An 18,632-nucleotide genomic window follows, 5' to 3' on the forward strand; every position below is an offset into this window, starting at 1 on the left:
AACACCTTATATCGACATCTATAAATTTGCAAGTTAAATAATTAAACTTTTTGTTGTAATTCATCATAGAATACGCGGGTTCAGTGCATCAAATCATTTCAAAGGAAAATAATTATTAAAAAGTAGAGTTTTCAGTCGCAGTCGCAGTTTTCAGAATCTGCCTCTCACACAATCTTGTCATCCTGACGAAGGAAGGATCTCATCATTTTAGTCTTCAGTCACAGACATCAATCACAGTTATTAGTATAAACTTCCACAATCTTGTCATTTCGCAAGATGACAAAGTCGAAATAGAAATCTCCCGCCAAAGCGGGCAGCCCTCCCTCAAATAAGTAATCCAAAACTTTCTGCCTTTTTTTCTTTGTGGCAAAATTAAACCCATAAAAAAAGCTCCACTTGTAAAAACAAATGAAGCTTTTGTACTCAAGGCGGGACTTGAACCCGCACGGGCATTACTGCCCACTGGATTTTAAGTCCAGCGTGTCTACCAATTCCACCACTCGAGCCTGATGCTAGCAGACGCTTGCACTATAAGGTAGAAGAGCGAAAAACGGGATTCGAACCCGCGACCTCCACCTTGGCAAGGTGGCGCTCTACCAACTGAGCTATTTTCGCGTACAGGTTTTTTAAAAGAACAGCACTACTTGTTTACCAATGCGGATGCAAATGTACTATAAATATTTACTTTTACAAGCGTTTTTTGCAAAAAAAATTACTTCTAAAACAAACCTACTGATAATTAATAGCATACAAAATATTTTTATTTTGAAAACTAAAAACTATATTGCTTAAATTTGTCAAAATGTAATTATTATATCTATGCACATGTTAAAAATATTTTATTTCTGCCTAATTAACTTATTTACTTTCTGCCTTAACGCCCAAACACTTACTGGAAATTATACAGTTCAAAAATTTAAAGGAGTTGGAGATGATGATGTTTTAAATGATAAATCAAAAGAAGTAGATATCTATAAATATATTTTTTCCAATTCTAAATCAGAAATAGTATTAACAAATCCAAAAGGCACAAGAGTTGACACCTTAAAAGGATATTACCCAAGTAACAACTTTCATTATGAAACAATAGATTCTAATATATCTTTTTCAAAAGCCAAATGTGTGAAAGATTTAAAAAATGGTTTCTATGAAAAATTTTGGATTATTAATGGTGAAGAAATTTATAAAAAAGAAAAATTCCCAGAGATAAATTGGACTCTTATAAATGAAACAAAAACAATAGAAGGCTTTTTATGCAGAAAGGCAACTGCTTTTCATACTACAGAAGGTTATACTTTTTCTTATTATGCCTGGTATTGTGATGAGATCACAGTAAATGATGGCCCATTCGAATATGGAGGTCTTCCTGGATTCATTCTTGAACTTGGTATTAAAGATTTTTTTGTTTGTAAATTTATCAATTATAATTATGATGAAAATTTAATAACTAAAATCGATTTCATAAAATAACTGATTTAAATTCTAACTACTTCTTCGTCAACATTCGTTTAATTTCATTCAATTTCATTAAAGCTTCAACTGGAGTTAAGGTGTTTATGTCTAAGTTTAGAATTTCTTCTTTGATCTCTTCCAACAAAGGATCATCCAAATTAAAAAAACTGAGTTGCAATTCATCCTTCGAAGATTTTATTCCTGATAATTCTTCACTCGAATGATTTTTTTCTAACTTCTTTAGAATCTTTTGTGCTTTTTGAATTACGGTTTGTGGCATTCCCGCCATTTTAGCTACGTGAATACCAAAACTGTGTTCGGTGCCGCCTTTCACTAATTTTCGGATAAAAAGAACGGTGTCTTTCAGTTCTTTTACCGAAACATTAAAATTCTGAATACGGTCAAATGTGACTTCCATCTCGTTTAATTCGTGATAATGTGTGGCAAACAATGTTTTTGGTCGGTTAGGATGTTCGTGCAAATATTCGGCGATTGCCCACGCAATCGAAATTCCGTCATACGTGCTGGTTCCTCGCCCGATTTCATCTAATAAAACCAAACTTCGTTCAGAAATATTATTCAAAATCGAAGCCGTTTCATTCATCTCAACCATAAAAGTCGATTCACCCATCGAAATATTATCGCTGGCTCCTACTCTGGTAAATATTTTATCCACTACGCCCATTCGCACTGCTTCTGCCGGAACAAAACTTCCCATTTGAGCCAAGAGTACAATTAACGCTGTTTGTCGCAAAATAGCCGATTTACCCGACATATTCGGTCCGGTTATCATAATAATTTGTTGAGAATCCCTATCCAAAAAAACATCATTCGCAATATAGGGAACGCCAACCGGCAATTGTTTTTCAATCACAGGATGACGACCGTTTGTGATTTCTAATTCATACGAATCATCTAAAATTGGTCGAACATATTTATTTTCAATCGCCAATTGCGTAAACGAATTCAAACAATCCAACTGAGCAACCAAAGCCGCATTTAACTGAACGGGTTTGATGTAAGTGCCAATCCAAATCACCAATTGTTCAAATAATTGCGATTCCAATTGATGAATTTTGTCTTCTGCTCCTAAAATTTTGGTTTCATATTCTTTTAATTCTTCGGTAATGTATCGCTCGGCATTCACTAAAGTTTGCTTTCTAATCCATTCCGTTGGCACTTTATCTTTATGCGTATTTCTGACTTCAATATAATATCCAAAAACATTATTAAACGAAATTTTCAATGAAGTAATTCCGGTTTTTTGCGATTCTCTGAGCTCAATTCCTTCCAAATATTCTTTTCCTGAAGTTGAAATCGCTCTTAATTCATCTAAGTCCGGATGAATTCCTTTTGCAATCGCATTTCCTTTGTTAATGGAAACCGGTGCATCGTGATTTAACGTCGTTTTGATTTTTTCACGCAATAAATCACAAGCGTGCAAACTATCGCCAATCGCTTTCAACGATTCATTTGCACTTGCCAAAGCCAATGTTTTGATTGGAATAATGGCATCCAACGAATGACAAAGGTTCATCACTTCACGAGGAGAAACTTTTCCGGTTGCGACTTTGGAAATCAACCGTTCCAAATCTGATATTTGCTTAATTTGGTATTGAATTTTCTGTAAAACTTCCGAATTATCCTTTAAAAATGTCACCACTTCGTGACGAGATTGAATTTTAGCCGCATCTTTCAAAGGCAAAGCCAACCAGCGTTTCAGCAATCGTGAACCCATTGGCGAAAGCGTTCTATCAATCACATCCAATAACGTGACCGCGTTAGGATTGGTGCTGTGATACAATTCTAAATTTCGAATCGTAAATCGATCCATCCACACATAAGCATCTTCTGCAATACGTTGAATGGACGTAATGTGCTGAATTTTATTATGTTGTGTTTCCGATAAATAATACAAAACTGCACCCGAAGCGACGATTCCTTCTTGCATTTCTTCAATTCCAAATCCTTTAAGTGAATTGGTTTGAAAATGTTTGGTCAATACTTCATTACCGTAATCTTCGTTATACACCCAATCTTCCAGAAAAAAAGTGTGATAATCTTCGCCAAAAACTTCTCTAAAATGTTGTTTATGATTTTTGGTTACTAAAATTTCACTCGGACTAAAATTTTGTAACAATTTGTCAATATATTCTTCATTTCCTTGTGAAGTCAAAAATTCGCCTGTGGAAACATCTAAAAATGAAACGCCAATTTGCTTCTTACCAAAATAAACTGAAGCTAAAAAATTATTTGATTTTGACTGCAAAACCTCATCATTCATTGAAACGCCTGGAGTAACTAATTCGGTCACACCACGCTTCACGATAGTTTTAGTCATTTTTGGATCTTCCAATTGATCGCAAATCGCCACTCGAAGTCCGGCTTTGACTAATTTTGGCAAATACGTGTTTAACGAATGATGTGGAAAACCCGCTAAGGCAGTTTCGGTTTCAGAACCTGCACCTCTTTTGGTTAAAACAATGCCTAATATTTGTGAAGCCCGAACGGCATCTTCGCCAAACGTTTCATAAAAATCCCCTACACGAAACAACAAACAAGCATCGGGATACTTCCGCTTGATATCGTTGTATTGCTTCATTAAAGGCGTTTCTTTCGGTTCTTTGACGACGGTAGCTTTGGCTGACAATGGGTTCGGTTTTAGGTTTGGTTTCAAAAATACGGAAATAAAGTTTCAATGGCAAAAATCAATTGCAATGACAATTTCAAAAATCAATTGCAATATCAAATATAAAAATTCAAATTCATTGCATATTTTTGCAAGATGAGAAAATTAGCTAATTCTGAGCTGGAACGTAAAAATATTGATGAGTTTAAAGAAGCTCAAAAAACACCAATCATCATTATTTTAGATGACATTAGAAGTTTACATAATATTGGTTCGGTTTTTAGAACTTCGGATGCTTTTTTGATTGAAAAAATATATTTGTGTGGCATTACAGCTACTCCTCCCAACAAGGAAATTCACAAAACGGCTTTAGGAGCAACAGATACTGTAGCTTGGGAATATCAAAAAGAAGTTTTGACGGTGATTGATCAATTGAAAGCGAAAGAAATCTCCGTTTTTGCTATCGAACAAGTAGAAAATTCGATTATGTTGAATTATTTTGAAGTTGAAAAAGACAAAAAATACGCTTTGATTTTTGGTAACGAAGTAAAAGGCGTTTCGCAACAAGCCATTGAAAAATGTCATGGTGTGATTGAAATTCCGCAATTGGGAACAAAACATTCACTAAATGTTTCTGTTAGTGCCGGCATTGTGGTTTGGGATTTGTTCAAAAAACTTAATATTTTAGAAGGAAATTAGCATTTGTTTACTCAATTTTTGCTCTCAATTTCTTAGTTTTACAAAATGAACGAATTTTCAATGCTACGCTACACTTTTATCGTTTTATTTTTATTCTTTGGTTACTTTTCTACTTTGATGAATACCGATTTATCATCAAATCAAACAGAAAAAAAACCTACTCTTTTAAATGATGCTCCCATTTTAGTGGCAACCGGAAATCAAATTTATTGTCCGGGTTCGCAGATGAAAATTGTGACTAACATGACGATTACCGATCCAGATGATACTGGAATTGACGCAATTTACATTCAAATTTCATCGGGATATGTTAATGGTCAGGATATATTAACTTTAACCGGAACTCATCCAACCATTGCCACAAGTTGGGATGCATTGACTGGTAAACTTACACTTACAGGAATTTCTGCTCAACCAACTTATGTTAATTTGATTGCTGCCATTGAAGATGTTGTGTTTATTAATTCTTCTCTTAATCCTTCCGGAGTAAGAACTTTTTCTATTACGGTTGGGCAAGCCAATTATCTTCCTTCAAACGGTCATTATTATGAATATGTTTCCGATCTTGGAATCACATGGTCCAATGCTAGAACTGCTGCAGCGGGTCGAACCTATTACGGTTTGCAAGGCTATTTAGCAACCATTACCGCGGCAGACGAAGCTCAACTTTCGGGAGAACAAGCGGCCGGAGCTGGATGGATTGGTGGTAGTGATGAAGAAATTGAAGGCATGTGGAAATGGATGACTGGACCAGAAAACGGAATGATTTTTTGGAATGGTGGAATAAATGGATCTACTCCAAGTTATGCCAATTGGAATAATGGTGAACCAAATAATTTAGGCAACGAAAATTATGCACACGTAACCGCTCCGGGTGTCGGAATTCCAGGCTCCTGGAACGATTTATCAAATACCGGCGATAGTAGTGGCAACTATCAACCGAAAGGTTATATTGTAGAATATGGCGGAATGCCTGGAGATCCGGTTTTGCAGATTTCTACGAGTACGACGATTACAATTCCGAGTATTATCTCTTCTGTTGCACAATCAAGATGTGGAGATGGTTCTGTCACGTTAACCGCAAGTGCTTCAGCCGGTAACATAAAATGGTATGCAACACAAACCGGAGGAACACCATTGGCAACCGGAAACAGTTTTACAACACCCAATTTAACTGAGTCAACAACTTACTATATCGATGCATATGAAATTGGTTGTACAGCCGGAACAAGAACTGCCGTAACCGCTACAATTAATCAAATTCCTGTGGTTACTGTTGTTGCCCCTAATCCGGTTTGCGGAGAAAACTCAACTGTTTTAACTGCATCTGCGACTGCCGGATTAATAAATTGGTATAGTTCTGAAACGGGCGGAACTAGTTTAGGTTCTGGAAATACGTTTACCACTCCAATTCTTTCAGAAGATACTACGTTTTATGCTGAAGCCTTTAATAACGGATGTTCGTCTGGAAACAGAATTCCAGTAAATGTTTTAGTGTACGATTTGCCAGATGTGGAAGACGAAACGGTTACTCTTTGTGAAGGAACAGTTATTACGTTGAATGCCGATGTTTCAAACGCCACGTATCTTTGGTCAACCGGAGAAACTTCGCAATCGATTCAAGTGAATAACAATGCTAATTATTCGGTTGTAATAACTTCGTTGGCTGCAGGAAATTGTTCTAAAACAAAAAACTTCACTATAGTTCAATATGATATTCCTGTCATTGAATCAGTTGTTGTAAATGATACTTCTGTTGAAATTATTACTTCCGGAAATGGTGAATATGAATTTTCTATTGATGGATTTACTTACCAAGATTCAAATTTGTTTACTGTTGGCGAAGGCGGATTATACACAGCTTATGTTCGGGAGAAAATCAACAATTGTGATTATTCCGACGAGGAAAACTTTGTTGTGCTTTTGGTTCCTCCCTTTTTTACTCCTAATGGCGATGGTCAAAACGATGTTTTTTATTTGAATGGAATGGAATTTTATCCAAACTCTTCCATCTCAATATTTAACCGTTACGGAAAACTAATCAAGCAAATTACACCATCTAATCCTTTTTGGAACGGAACTTTTGAAGGTGAAAATCTACCTGCAGATGATTATTGGTATGTTTTGAAAATTGACAATGCTACAGAGGAACGAAAAGGACATTTTTCATTAAAAAGGTAATTTATCCGGCTATTTTTTTCTCTATTTCTTCTAAAATAAAAATATAATCTTCCTGATTGTTTACAAAATTTTTATCGGAAACATCGATAATCAATACATTTAAATTGGTTTGTGTTTTGATGAAATCCAAATAACCTTGATTGATTTTTTCTAAATATTCTGCAGGAATTTGCATCTCATAACTTCTACCTCTTTTCTTAATATTTTCTAAAAGTTGCTCTGTATTTTGATATAAATAAACATATAAATCAGGTTTTGGCATTTCTTTGTGGATGATGTCAAACATGGTTTTATATAATCTGAACTCATCTTCTGCCAAGGTTACTTTAGCAAAAATTAAAGATTTAAAAATATGATAATCGGCTACAATGAAATCTTTAAACAAATCAAATTGAGCTAAATCATCCGATAATTGTTGGTATCTGTCGGCCAAAAAAGACATTTCCAACGGAAAAGCATACCGACTTTGATCTTCATAAAATTTAGGCAAAAAAGGATTGTCTGCAAAACGTTCTAAAACTAATTTGGCATTAAAATCTTCTGCAATTTTGGATGATAAAGTGGTTTTTCCGGCACCAATATTTCCTTCAATGGCAATGTAATTATACTGTTGAAGATTTATTTTCTCCAATGGAGCTTCTAATTTTTGAACCACTTTGCAATTGCTTTTGTCTTCTGCCAAAGCAACTAATTCCGGCAAATATTTTTGTAAAATAGGATGACGCCAATCTAAATTCAAATCACGCATAGGCATCAACACAAACTTTCTGTTTTGCATGTGTGGATGCGGAACTTGTAATTTTTCGGTGTTGATAATTTCTTCGTTATAAGTAATTACATCAATATCGATTATTCTCGGCTGATAACCTTGTTCATTATTTCGAACTCTGCCTAATTTGGTTTCGAGTTGTAAAACTTCGTCTAAAATTTGTTCTGCTCCTTTTGACGTTTGCAAAACTAATGCACAATTATAGAACGAATCACTATCAAAACCCCACGAAGGTGTTTCATACAACGAAGAAACTTTTACTACGGTGGCAATTGTTTGGTGAATAGAAATGATAGCCAATTGGATGTTTTCCAAACGGTTACCTAAATTGCTTCCTAACGATAAAATGACTTGGCTTTGATTATTCATGGTAGAGCAAAATAACTAAAACTATTTCAGAAATAAAGTATCTTTGCCAACCATGTTAATAAGTTTCTATAATTATGAATTTCTTTGAACACAAAGTGTAACATAATGCAATGAAACACTACTAATTAGGAAAACAATATTCAATTAAATAAGTATAAAATGAAATTTTTAGGAAATGTATTAGCCACCATCATAGGATTATTTGTATTCTTTATGATATTATTTTTTGGCTTAATGATTGTTGGAGCAATTGCCGGAAGCGGTTCTGATGTTGCAAAAGTAGAATCTAATTCTGTATTGGTTTTAGATATGGAAAATGTATCATTAGATTATACCGGAAAATTCACCGATCCTTGGGTAACTATTTTAAATGAAGAAGCATCGGTTGGTTTAATTGATGTGTTAAACGCTGTTGAAAATGCTAAAACAGATGATAAAATCAAAGGGATTTCTATTTTAAACAGCAACAGTAGTTTAGGGTTAGCTCAGTCAAAAGCCTTGAGAGACAAATTGATTGACTTTAAAAAATCTGGGAAATTCATTGTTTCCTATGCGGATTATTTTACGCAAGGTGAATACTATATCAACTCGGTTGCCGACACGATTTATATGAATCCTGTGGGCGAAATGGATTTTAAAGGTCTTGCTTCCGAAATCATGTTTTTTAAAGATATTCAGGAAAAAACAGGTGTTAAAATGGAAGTAATTCGTCATGGAAAATACAAAAGTGCGGTTGAACCGTTTTTGGAAAACGAAATGAGCGAAGCAAACAGAGAACAAATGACTGCTTTGTTAAACTCAGCTTGGAGTTCAATTGTAAGCGATATTTCTAAAAGCAGAAATATTTCGGTAGATTCATTAAACAGCATTGCTAATAAATTATCGGCTAGAACTCCTGAAATGGCAAAATCTAAAAAGCTAATTGACAAAATTGGTTACGAAGATCAATACCACGACGGAATTAAAAAAGCGTTGAAAGTTAAACAAGATGAGGATTACGAGTGGATATCGATTATGGATTATGCTAAAAACGTATCAAAAACGCCTCAAAAAATAGATTCGAAAGACAAAATTGCCATTATTTATGCTCAAGGTGAAATCATGGGTGGCGATGGCGATGTAAATGTGATTGGCGAAGGTGCCATGAGAACCTCATTACAAGAAGCCAGAAAAGATGAAAAAGTAAAAGCAATAGTGATTCGTGTTGATAGCCCAGGCGGAAGTGCTTTGACATCGGAATTAATTTGGAGAGAAATTGAATTAACCAAAAAAGTGAAACCAGTTGTGGTTTCTATGGGTAATTTAGCTGCATCAGGCGGTTATTATATTGCTTGTAATGCAGATAAAATTATTGCAGAACCCAACACAATTACCGGTTCGATTGGTGTGTTTGGTGTGTTGCCGAATATGACCGAATTGTCTAAGAAAATCGGAATTAGCACGTCTCAAGTAAAAACGCACGATCATGCAATTGGCTACAGTCCTTTTAAACCGATTGATGAGAAATTTAAAGAAGTAACTACCGAATCTGTTGAAAACATTTATACCGTTTTTGTGAATCGCGTTGCTACAGGAAGAAAAATGACTTTTGAACAAGTAGATGCGATAGCACAAGGAAGAGTTTGGACCGGAACCGAAGCACTAGAAATTGGTTTAGTAGATAAATTAGGTGGTTTAGATGTAGCATTAAGCGAAGCTGCTAAATTGGCAAAAATTAAAAAATATAAAACCGAAAACTATCCTGAATTTGATAAAACGTTCATGCAATTCTTAGGAGACCAAAACGGCATTCCGTTTGCAAAATCAAAAGAAGCCATGATTAAAGAAGAAATTGGCGAAGAAGCGTATCAAACATTACAACAAGTAAAAAGAGCAACCGCTCGAACCGGCATTCAGACTTTAATGCCTTTTGAGTTGAAAATAAAATAAAAAAACATAAACCTGACAGCAACTAAAAACTGTCAGGTTTTTTATTTTCGTTAACAACTGTTTCCTTGCTAATTTATTATTTTTGTTAAAAAAAGATTGGAAACAAAAGATAAATTGTTAGCCTATAAAATTTATTTCACGCTGGGAGCTATATTCATTGCTTCGTTGGTGGTGTCGAATTTAATTTTTCAGAAATTTTTTTATTGGGATTTTTTCGGAATTTACACATTTGAAATTTCGGTGGGAATCTTGCCCTATCCGATTACGTTTTTAGTTACCGATATTATCTCGGAAGTTTACGGGAAGAAAATGGCCAATCAAGTGGTAACCACGGGAATTTTTGCCTCAGTGTTTTCTCTATTAATTATTTATATTGCCAATGCTGCTCCCGCGATAGAAAATTCTCCGGTTGATGATGTTTTGTTTTCTAAAGTGTTTGGACAAACTGCGTTGGCGGTTTTGGCATCGATGGTTGCTTATTTGGCAGCACAATACATTGATATTTATATCTTTCATTTTTGGAAAAAAGTGACCAAAGGAAAAATGCTTTGGGTGCGAAATAACTTTTCTACTTTTACCTCACAATTTGTTGATACATTTGCGGTATTATTTTTGCTATGTAGTTTTAAAATATTGAGTTGGGATTTGTTTCCCGGATTATTACTGAGCGGTTTTTTGTTTAAAGTGCTGATAGCCATTCTAGACACACCCGTTTTGTATGCTGCGGTGTACTATTTTCAAAAGCGATTTAACCTTGCTCGTGGCGAAGAGCTAAGTTTGGACTAACCGCTGAAAACGAAAATGGAAACCCGTCTAGCCCTGACCGACTGGTTAGCTCTCGTTTGAAAAACGAGACTAGAAAGGAGGGCAGGAATTACGGAACCAAACACAACTATAGATTCGCTCCATATAAATAAATGTAAAATTATGATTAAGAAAATTTTAAAAGGTTTAGGTATTTTTTTGTTGGTAGTCATTATTGCTTTGGCTGCTGCACCGTTTTTGTTTAAAGACAAAATCAAGGCATTAGTGTTGAAATCGATTAACGAAAATGTGGATGCCAATGTGGCGTTTGAAGATGTGAGTTTGAGTTTGTTTAAGAGTTTTCCGCGTGCGAATGTGACTATTGACAAGCTGAGCATTATTAACAAAGCTCCGTTTGAAGGCGATACGCTGTTTTATTCAGGCGAATTGAACCTGAAAATGTCGGTGAAAGAATTGTTTAAATCGGATGGCGAAGCGATGGAATTGGAGTCGTTTTCGAGTGTGGATGGCATTGTGAACATCATTTTTAACAAAGACGGAATTGGCAATTTTGATATTGCTATGAAAGATGACAAAGAAGAAAAACCTTCGGACAGCAAGCCTTTTGCGATGAATATTCAGAGTTATTCGATTGAAAATTTGAAATTTACTTTTTTGGATGAAAGTTCAAAAATCAAGATGGTTGTTGATAAAATTAATCACACCGGAACCGGAAATTTTGCCGCTTCTAAACTAGATTTAGATACTGAAACAACCGCCATGATGAGTTTGGATATGGATAAAACCAACTATATGAAAGACGTTTCTTTAACGTTGGATGCGGTTTTGGGAATTGATTTGGAAAACAGCAAATATGAGTTTAAAGATAATGAAGCGTTGATTAACAAATTGCCTTTAAAATTTGCCGGATTTATTCAATTGGTGGAAGCCGGACAACAATATGATTTAACGTTTAACACCCCAACCTCATCGTTTAAAAACTTTTTAGGTTTGGTTCCGTCGGCATATAAAGGTGATTTAGATAAAATTCAAACTACAGGCGATTTTAAAGTTTCCGGTTTTGCAAAAGGATTGTATTCTGAGACAACGATTCCGAAGTTTAATTTGGAAATTGCTTCTAATAATGCATCATTTAAGTTTCCCGACTTACCTAAAAAAGTGGAAAACATCGTAATTGATACAAAAATTAAAAACGAAACCGGTTTGATGAACGACACGTACGTGAACATCGATAATTTGTCGTTTAAAATTGACCAAGACGTTTTTAATGCGAAAGCAAATATTAGAAATGTTTCTGAAAATCCTCTGGTTGATGCGGCTTTGAAAGGAACAATTAATTTAGGAAATCTCAGCAAAGCCTATCCAATTAAGTTAGACACACCGCTTTCTGGAATTTTAAAGGCCGATGTAACGACAAAATTTGATATGCAATCGGTGGAAAAAGAGCAATACCAAAACATTCAAAATGCAGGATTGGTAAGTGTTACCGGATTTAAATATGTGGATGAAAACGGTAAAGGAATGAACATTAGCGAAGCGATTGTTCAGTTTAATCCAAGTACGTTAAACTTACAGAAATTTGCAGCACAAACCGGAAAAAGTGACATTAATGTGAATGGTGTTTTAGAAAATTTCTATGGTTATTTGTTTAACGATCAGAATTTGAAAGGAAATTTCAACATGAGTTCTAATCAATTGGCTGTGAATGATTTCATGACAACGGAAGAACCAACCAAAGAAGGTCAGAAACCAAGCGAAGCCATGAAGATTCCTGCTTTTTTAGATGTTACGTTAAACGCAAAAGCCAATACGGTTTTGTATGATAATTTAACGTTGAAAGATGTTTCCGGAAAGTTAATTGTAAAAGATGAACGAGTTACCTTAGAAAATGTGAAAACAAACATTTTTGGTGGTATGATTGGTGTAAACGGAAATGTTTCTACAAAAACAAAAGTGCCAACATTTGCAATGAATTTGGATTTAAGTTCTGTAAACATTAGTGAAACTTTTACACAGTTGGATATGATGAAAAGCATTGCTCCAATTGCTAACATCATCAATGGAAAATTGAATTCTACTATAAAACTTTCAGGTAATTTGGATGCGAAAGAAATGACACCGGATTTAAAATCATTAACAGGAGATTTGGTTGGGCAGTTACTTTCTACAACGGTGAATGCTTCCAACTCAACTTTGCTGAGTGCGTTAGATAATCAAATTAATTTTATTGATTTGAAAAAAGTGAATTTGAATGATTTAAAAACAAGTTTATCGTTTGAAAACGGAAAAGTAAACGTGAAACCTTTTGACATCAAATACCAAGACATCACGTTGAATGTTGGTGGCTCGCATGGTTTTGATCAATCGATGAATTATAATGTAAAATTTGATGTGCCGGCTAAATATTTAGGAAAAGAAGCAAACAATTTAATAGCCAAATTATCTCCTGCAGATGCGGCAAAAATTAAAAACATTCCGGTAACTGCTGTGTTGGGTGGAAATTTTTCAAAACCAACCATTTCAACCGACATGAAACAAGCCACAACCGCTTTGGTTAATCAATTGGTTGCACAACAAAAAGAGAAATTAGTAAACCAAGGAACTTCTGCTTTAGGCAATTTGTTAAATCAAACAAAAAACCCTAAAGACACCGCAAAAACCACAACTCCGGCAACCAAAGAAGAGGTGAAAACCAAAACCGAAGAAGTTGTGAAAGACAAAGTGAAAGAGGGCTTAAACAACTTGTTTGGCAACAAAAAGAAAAAAGAATAAAAAAGCAACCCCAAATTGAAACGTGCAATTTGGGGTTCTTTTTAAACTAAATAACTAACTCTACTATTCTGTTTGTAAACTAACAGACAATTTAATTTCTTCTTTAATTTTTATCATACCTCCAATTTTACTAGGAGGAGTTAGATTGAAATCGCTGAACTGTAATGTTATATTTCCAACTAAACGATTTTTATTATATTTCAAAGGGAGATTTTTGTAGATTTTTTGTTTTCCAACCAAGTTCAATGTTAAATCGCAACTGTAATTTTCGGCACTCTTTTTAAAATTTGAAAGTTCAATTCTAACGTTTGGAAATTCTTTTTCTTTTAATGTTTTTCTAAAATCATTGTTTAGAATAAAATTACCACATCCAAAACTTTTGACCGGAACACTTTGCGAGATTTTATTTGTTTTATTAGGTTGATTAAAAAACAGCGTGTCTTTAGCATTCATATCGTAGTTACATTCAAAACCTCCAATTGAAGTAGTACCTTGAACAGTGAACTGTTTTGTACTGACCAACAGATAATCTTTAGGTGTTGAAAACAGTGCTGCTGTTACAACTAATATGAGACCAAAAACACGCATATTGTTTGTTTTAGAAAGCAATGACAGCCTCGGCAACAAATCCGTTAAACTTACCTTCGTTTAAGATATTTGTTTTTGCATATCCATCATACTTTTGATTAACATATTCAAATTTAACCAAAATATTTTTAGTCATAAACCAACCACCTCCAATATTGAAACGAGTCACGTCTACATCTTCGCTGGCTGCAGTTTCTCCAGTTACGTTGTTGTATCGGCCGGCCACATAAAGGTTTTCATTTTTACCGAAACGGTAGATTAACTCTGCTCCCAATTGAGTAAAATCTCTCTCGTCTACTTCAGCTTTTGTTTTTCCGCTTACTTTTTCAACCATACCAAAGAACTCTAATCCTTTGTATTTAACGAATGGATTAATCATAATCGCTGTTAACTCATTTGTAAACCCAGGTGTAATTAAACCTGAAGAATAATTTGCAGAAGATGTTGCCAATGTGTTTTCCATTACAAAGTAATATCTAGATCCTGCACGGTCTCCTCCATAAAGATATGTTCTTGCAGATTGAGCAGTGTTGTATAAAGAGCCTGTTAATCTGAAACGTAAATCGGTGTTCAACTGTTTATCATAACCGATTTTAGCCATTACAGATGGACTTGTTACACCAGGAGCATTAGTTGTTTGGTTTAATTTACCATTGGTAGCTCCAAGCATAGATATCCAACCATTTTTGCGGTAATAAAGTTCTGCACCAACTTCTGTGGTAAAAGCATCCATGATATAGTTCCCCACAAATGGATTATAAATAGCTAAGGCATTATCTGATCTTCTAAAATGAGCATCACCATAATTGTTTTCCATGTGACCAATTTTGATGGTAAGATTTTTCATTGTTTCTGCCATAAATCCTTTGCTGATAAAGTCTAATTTATCAATTTGGATGTATCCACCTTTTACATAAGGTTCCGGGTGGTGACGAGAAGAAAGATAGGTTCTTAAGTGAAGGTTTACACCATCATACAAAGCCACATCAATATCTAAATTGGCTGTTGCTAAGTTAAAGTTGTTACCAAGATCTACCAACTGATTGGTATTAACATTATTTGCATTTAAAACTACATCAGCATTATTTTCATGATCTAATGCTTGGTATTGCAAAGCAAATGCTCCGCCAATTCTTACTTTCACGTTTTCAAACGTAGATGTTGTGTCTTTTGGAGCCTCAAACATGGATAATCCAGTTTTATCATAAGGCCGCCAATTGTCTAATTGATACTGTTGTTTTTGTGCTATAGCTAATGTACTTATCAATACAAGAGCAAGTGTAAATAGATTTCTCATTTTTTAATTAATTAAGAGGTTGAATTTAGATTTATTTAAATTTTAGTGTAAAACTTATTTTAACATCATCACCGGTTTTAACGGTTCCCATTAAAGCGGTTGGTGGTGTGATTTTGTAGTCGGTCAATTTAAAAGAATAACTTCCTTCAAAAACAGATTGACCTCCTATTGTAGTTTCTTTGATTTTTAGCGTTACCGATTTGGTTGCTCCGGCAATGGAGAAAGTTCCGGTAAAGTTCCATGTTCCATCAGCATTTTTAGTTGATGATTTTAAATCAAATTTTACAGTTTTAAATTGATTCGTTTTTAATGCTTTGTAGGCATTTTTGTCCATTCCGCCTTTACCACTTTTAATGCTTTCGGCTGGCATTTCTACTACAAGAGAAGTAATTGCTGCTAATTTGTTTCCGTCAACATTTGCCACCAATTTGCCGGTAGCTTTGTCTGAAACCATGTCCCAATCGTGCAAACTTGACGTTCCGGAAATTTTTAATTGTGGTTTTGCATCAAGTGTAAGTGTTTTTTGAGCGAAACCGAAGGTAGAAGTTGCTATGAAAAACAATAGCAAAATTCCTTTTTCTAGGTTGAATAATCGTTTCATAATTGTGAGGTTTTGAATTATGAGACAAATTTCCGCCCAAATAAGCGTAAAAAACATGACGAATGTCAGTCTTTATTAAGAATATTACATCTAACTTAAAGAATTAGTGTTCGAAATCGTAATAGTTAACAACTAGATTTGAATTTTAACAACATAGCCTTCAAAGGTTCTGATATTAAAAACGGTTCCGTCTTGAAAGAGTAAATACTGACCTTTTACACCTGAAAGTTTTCCTTTAAAGTTTGGAATTTTATCTAAACTTAGACTCGTTACTTTTTTAGGATAAGCTACTACGGGATAGTGCAGTTCAACTATACTTGGATGTTGATCTGAGAAATATTCTTTAACATCTTCCGGCAAATAAGTTCCAGCTTTAAGCCTTTCTTGAATTAAATCAACTTGAAGAATTTCATTTTTAAGCATTTTTTGCCAATTTGTTTTGTCAACATATTGATTTTTCAAGGCAACTTCGGCAATTCCGGCTAAATAGCGATTTGGAACTTCCACAATTGAAATGGCTTGTGAAGCTCCTTGATCTATCCAGCGAGTAGGCACTTGTGTTCCTCTGGTTACGCCAATTTTTACTTCGCTCGAAAGTGCCAAATACAAAACATGCGGTTGCAATTGCACTTTTTTTTCATACACCAAATCACGGTCTTCAATGTCTAAATGAGCCGTGCTTAACTCTGGTTTCATGATCCAATCGCCCACAGCAGGACTCGACATAAAACAATCATAACAAAAACCTTGACGGAAAATTTTCTTTTTCTTGCCACAATTCAAACATTGATAACCTTGAAATGTAATTTCCATTTCTTTGTCTAACAATTGATTGAGGTTTAAAAAACTATTTTCAAACACCAAATAATATTGAATTGGATTACCTATTTCGGTTTGCATTTTCGTTAGAACGCCTTCGTATGTCATGAAAAAGAAAGTTTGATAATTAAAGTCCTACGTTCACTAAAAATTATTATTTTTGATGAAGTTGTAAAGTTAGGTTTTGTATTTTCAAATTTCAAAACATTCTTCAACTTATTTAAATAGAAAAAAATGCCACTACCCATCATCAATTCAATTGCTACCTGGATCTTAAAAAAACGGATTCATCAAATTGAATTGTTTATGAAATACCCGAATGAAGTGCAGGAGGAATTACTCCTTTCGTTACTAAGAACATCGGAAAACACAGTTATTGGCAGGCAGTACGATTTTCATTCCATCAAAAATTATCAAACTTTTTCAGAGCGGGTTACGGTTTCAACCTATGAAGATTTAGAGCCATTGATCGAACAAACTCGTAAAGGAATGCAGAATATTTTTTGGCCAACAACCATTAAGTGGTTTGCCAAATCGAGCGGAACAACGAATGCAAAAAGCAAGTTTATTCCTGTGAGTAATGAAGCTTTAGAAAATTGTCATTATAAAGCCAGTAAAGATTTATTGAGTTTGTATTTAAACAACAATGAAGATTCGCAATTGTTTGTTGGAAAAAGTCTTCGCCTTGGCGGAAGTAAAGAATTATACGAAGATAATAATACTTTTTTTGGCGATTTATCCGCTATTTTGATTGATAACATGCCAATTTGGGCCGAATTTAGCTCTACACCCAGCAACCGCGTTTCGCTTATGGGCGATTGGGAGGTGAAGTTAATGGCTATTGTTCAGGAAACAATTTATGAAGATGTAACCAGTTTGGCAGGCGTTCCTTCTTGGATGTTGGTTTTGCTAAATAAAGTGTTGGAAGAAACCGGAAAATCTAACTTATTTGAAATTTGGCCAAATGCCGAAGTCTATTTTCATGGCGGTGTAAGTTTTGATCCGTATCGTGAACAATATAAAAAACTTTTTCCTAGCACTGATTTTAAATATTACGAAATATACAATGCTTCCGAAGGTTTTTTTGCCATTCAGGATTTGAATAACTCCAACGAATTGTTGTTGATGTTGGATTACGGAATTTTTTATGAATTTATTCCGATGGATACCTTTGGCACTCCGGAGCAAAAAATTGTTCGTTTGGCGGAAGTAGAATTATTTAAAAACTATGCCGTTGTAATTACTACCAATTCCGGTTTATGGCGATACATGATTGGCGACACGGTTCGGTTTACCTCTTTAAATCCGTATCGGATTAGAGTTACCGGAAGGACGAAACATTTTATCAATGTTTTTGGTGAAGAATTAATTGTTGAAAATACTGACCAAGCCATTGCCAAAGCTTGTCATGAAACAGACTCAGAAGTAATTGACTACACTGTTGCACCTGTTTTTATGGATGGCAAAGAAAAAGGAGCTCATGAGTGGATGATTGAATTTAAAAAATCGCCTGAAAACATTAACTATTTCAGAAAGATTTTAGACGAAACTTTGCAATCACTCAATTCTGATTATGAAGCAAAAAGACGTAATAACATGACCTTAAATCCATTGGTAATAAATGTTGCCCGAACGAATTTGTTTTATGACTGGTTGAAAGAACGCGATAAATTGGGCGGACAGCATAAAATTCCGAGGTTATCAAATGAGCGAACTTATTTGGAGCAATTATTACGAATGCAGTTTGCGGAACCAGTGTAAT

13 protein-coding genes and 2 tRNA genes are annotated in these 18,632 nt (G+C 34.7%); 7 read left to right on the forward strand and 8 right to left on the reverse strand.

The window, feature by feature from the left end:
- Positions 1-420: 420 nt before the first annotated feature.
- Together AC23MC_RS15170 and AC23MC_RS15175 are read right to left on the reverse strand one after the other, a co-directional pair.
- Positions 421-506 (reverse strand) — tRNA-Leu (locus AC23MC_RS15170).
- 36 nt (positions 507-542) lie between these two features.
- Positions 543-615, reverse strand: a tRNA-Gly gene (locus AC23MC_RS15175).
- A 210-nt stretch (positions 616-825) separates the two neighbouring features.
- Here AC23MC_RS15175 and AC23MC_RS15180 point away from each other — a divergent pair.
- Positions 826-1,470 carry a GLPGLI family protein gene (locus AC23MC_RS15180; RefSeq protein ID WP_487569195.1) on the forward strand — a complete coding sequence of 215 codons (645 nt, stop codon included), beginning with the start codon at positions 826-828 and terminating at the stop codon, positions 1,468-1,470.
- A gap of 16 nt (positions 1,471-1,486) precedes the next feature.
- Here the strand turns inward: AC23MC_RS15180 and mutS are convergent, their stop codons facing one another.
- On the reverse strand, positions 1,487-4,054 hold the full coding sequence (gene mutS / locus AC23MC_RS15185; protein WP_487569224.1) for a DNA mismatch repair protein MutS: 2,568 nt from the start codon (positions 4,052-4,054) through the stop codon (positions 1,487-1,489).
- A gap of 183 nt (positions 4,055-4,237) precedes the next feature.
- On the opposite strand from mutS, the gene AC23MC_RS15190 reads away from it, so the two are divergent.
- Both AC23MC_RS15190 and AC23MC_RS15195 read left to right on the forward strand, forming a co-directional pair.
- Complete coding sequence (locus AC23MC_RS15190; protein ID WP_487569196.1) at positions 4,238-4,780, forward strand: RNA methyltransferase; 543 nt, start codon at positions 4,238-4,240, stop codon at positions 4,778-4,780.
- A 45-nt stretch (positions 4,781-4,825) separates the two neighbouring features.
- A complete protein-coding gene (locus AC23MC_RS15195; protein ID WP_487569197.1) occupies positions 4,826-6,961 on the forward strand; it encodes an Ig-like domain-containing protein in 2,136 nt (711 codons plus the stop codon).
- A gap of 1 nt (position 6,962) precedes the next feature.
- Here the strand turns inward: AC23MC_RS15195 and folK are convergent, their stop codons facing one another.
- On the reverse strand, positions 6,963-8,099 hold the full coding sequence (gene folK / locus AC23MC_RS15200; protein ID WP_487569198.1) for a 2-amino-4-hydroxy-6-hydroxymethyldihydropteridine diphosphokinase: 1,137 nt from the start codon (positions 8,097-8,099) through the stop codon (positions 6,963-6,965).
- A 159-nt stretch (positions 8,100-8,258) separates the two neighbouring features.
- On the opposite strand from folK, the gene sppA reads away from it, so the two are divergent.
- The 3 genes from sppA to AC23MC_RS15215 all read left to right on the forward strand — a co-directional run bounded on the left by sppA (position 8,259) and on the right by AC23MC_RS15215 (position 13,565).
- Entirely contained in the window at positions 8,259-10,028 is a 1,770-nt protein-coding gene (gene sppA, locus AC23MC_RS15205; protein ID WP_487569199.1) for a signal peptide peptidase SppA, read from the forward strand.
- A 96-nt stretch (positions 10,029-10,124) separates the two neighbouring features.
- On the forward strand, positions 10,125-10,814 hold the full coding sequence (locus AC23MC_RS15210; protein WP_487569200.1) for a queuosine precursor transporter: 690 nt from the start codon (positions 10,125-10,127) through the stop codon (positions 10,812-10,814).
- Positions 10,815-10,955: 141 nt separating this feature from the next.
- Positions 10,956-13,565, forward strand: coding sequence for an AsmA family protein (locus AC23MC_RS15215; RefSeq protein ID WP_487569201.1), 2,610 nt, complete (start codon positions 10,956-10,958; stop codon positions 13,563-13,565).
- 63 nt (positions 13,566-13,628) lie between these two features.
- Here the strand turns inward: AC23MC_RS15215 and AC23MC_RS15220 are convergent, their stop codons facing one another.
- The 4 genes from AC23MC_RS15220 to AC23MC_RS15235 all read right to left on the reverse strand — a co-directional run bounded on the left by AC23MC_RS15220 (position 13,629) and on the right by AC23MC_RS15235 (position 16,978).
- Positions 13,629-14,153, reverse strand: a complete 525-nt coding sequence (locus tag AC23MC_RS15220) for a hypothetical protein (RefSeq protein ID WP_487569202.1) — start codon at positions 14,151-14,153, stop codon at positions 13,629-13,631.
- Positions 14,154-14,163: 10 nt separating this feature from the next.
- Positions 14,164-15,450 (reverse strand): hypothetical protein, encoded by a 1,287-nt coding sequence (locus AC23MC_RS15225; RefSeq protein WP_487569203.1) that lies wholly within the window; start codon positions 15,448-15,450, stop codon positions 14,164-14,166.
- A gap of 31 nt (positions 15,451-15,481) precedes the next feature.
- Positions 15,482-16,051: a YceI family protein gene (locus AC23MC_RS15230; RefSeq protein WP_487569204.1), complete on the reverse strand. Its 570-nt coding sequence runs from the start codon at positions 16,049-16,051 to the stop codon at positions 15,482-15,484.
- A gap of 132 nt (positions 16,052-16,183) precedes the next feature.
- Positions 16,184-16,978, reverse strand: coding sequence for a DUF2797 domain-containing protein (locus AC23MC_RS15235; protein ID WP_487569205.1), 795 nt, complete (start codon positions 16,976-16,978; stop codon positions 16,184-16,186).
- A gap of 126 nt (positions 16,979-17,104) precedes the next feature.
- Between AC23MC_RS15235 and AC23MC_RS15240 the strand changes: the two genes are divergently transcribed.
- Complete coding sequence (locus tag AC23MC_RS15240) at positions 17,105-18,631, forward strand: GH3 auxin-responsive promoter family protein (RefSeq protein WP_487569206.1); 1,527 nt, start codon at positions 17,105-17,107, stop codon at positions 18,629-18,631.
- Position 18,632: the final 1 nt, after the last annotated feature.

It is taken from the genome of Flavobacterium sp. T50_26 (assembly GCF_057652995.1).